Source organism: Mammaliicoccus fleurettii, from assembly GCF_003970575.1.
GTDB classification, from domain to species: Bacteria; Bacillota; Bacilli; order Staphylococcales; family Staphylococcaceae; genus Mammaliicoccus; species Mammaliicoccus fleurettii.
On record NZ_RXWZ01000179.1, the window covers coordinates 1 to 1911 of the forward strand.

At 25.5% G+C, this 1911-nt stretch carries 2 protein-coding genes; both read right to left on the reverse strand.

The window, feature by feature from the left end; all coding sequences use genetic code 11:
- Window positions 1-124: 124 nt before the first annotated feature.
- Window positions 125-1042 (reverse strand): lysophospholipid acyltransferase family protein, encoded by a 918-nt coding sequence (locus tag CD129_RS11825; protein WP_115336962.1) that lies wholly within the window; start codon window positions 1040-1042, stop codon window positions 125-127.
- 1 nt (window position 1043) lies between these two features.
- The coding region (locus tag CD129_RS11830; RefSeq protein ID WP_218585273.1) for a HesA/MoeB/ThiF family protein at window positions 1044-1911 on the reverse strand (868 nt) is incomplete at its 5' end.

Here is a 1911-nt window from a genome sequence, read left to right on the forward strand (position 1 = left end):
ATATAGACCTATATAATTATTTATTTTTTTAGTAATTATTTTTACTATGCCATTTTTTTTATAGCTTAATACATCATTATCATAAAATATATATTCATTGTTACGTATACAAATTTTCAATTTATTATTCTTCATAAAGTAACTCATCTATTCTTTCCCATATAGTCCACTTATAAGGCTTGTTTTTCACTGTTTTTTCTATGTTATCCCATAATTCAACTACAGATGCATATACATCAGAGTTTATATTAATTTTAGAAATATCAACTAAAATTTTACTCTGTTGTTCTTCAATACATAGTGAGTAGGAGTCAACTCCTGTTTTACTAGCTATTTTTTGTGTACCAATAGGAACTAAAAGCTTCTTTCCAAAAAAATTTATTTTTGCTTTATTTTCTTGCTTTTTTTGAGAACTTCCTAAATCAATTTCAGGCATTACAATTAAAATTGCACCTCTTTTGACCATCTTCATTGCTTTAATAACAGATTTATATTCTAGTGATAGTATTATAAGATTTTTAGGTACCTTTTTCTCTATTACACACATCATTTTTATTAAAGCTTTTGTGATTTCCGTATTAGCATATATAATTATATCTTTTTCAGTGTTTTTTGCGAAAATATAAGGCACTATTTGATAAAGACCATAATGAATGAGGTTTACAACACAGCCTTCTTCTCTATGTAATAATGAATTATCTAATGAAATGTCTATGTTGCCTTTACCTATAAGCAACATATAATATGCTATATTCATTTCTCGAGTTTTTAAGTAATTAGACATTTCCTTTGCAATATATTGTTTATCTAATGAAAATTCAAAATTAAATATATTATTGTACACTTTGTGTTTATAGTCATAAAAATTATGTTCAATAAGAGTATTCTGAGAGTCATTTATTGAATTAAATAAACGATATAATTCCTCATTATTAAGGTTGTTTAACAAATTATAAAAAATTTCATATTTGCTAACAAAATTTTCAGTCGAAAAGAAGCGATCTTTATATTCTCTATCTGATAGCTTATATATATATTTCATTCTAAATCTCCTCATTTCTCTCAAAATAAGTATAATCTATTTCAAGATTATCTATTTTCAGTTCGGCTGTTCTTGAAGACATTAAAGGGTCTTTTATATTGGAAAAATACTTAATTATATCCATTGTTTGAATAATCGCAGTCAAAGAAGCTGTTAAATTAATAACACCTTTAGATTTATTGCTAGCTTCCTTTAACAATTTATACCCTTCATTAATTTTTATTTTTTCAGTCATGCTTATATAATCCAACCAAGTTGGAGTTTTCCCTGGAATAATGATAGTTCCTAATTTACTGGCATGACCCGCATAACCTCCACCTACTAAGAAAGGTATATTATGATTTTGACAATAATTATCTATCCATCTTGATATTTCAACAACACTAGGCTCATCTGCACAATTTACAATCATATCAAAATGTTCTTTCTCAAATATTTCTTTTAATATTTTACAATCTTTATCTAAATATTTCTTTTTAATGGATATTGTTACATCAGTATTTATTACTTCTAATTTTTTCTTTAAAACTTCAACTTTAAACATCCCAATATCAGATGTATCAAATAGTACTTGTCTAGAAAGGTTGGATAATTCGATTTTATCTTTATCTATAATAGTTAATTTTTTGAATCCTAATTGAGTAAGATATAATGACATCCAAGTGCCTAGACCACCTGCTCCAACTATTACTAAGTGTTTATTTGTTAAATCCGCTTGAAATTTTTTTACTTCTTCAATTTGAAAAAACGATTCCCAAAACTCCATCTGTCTCGAGTATCTATCATCATTGTATATAATTGGTGTTTCATCATAATAGACAATGTTTTTTTCAATTAAAAAATTAAGAACTTTTAGATAATCATTATAA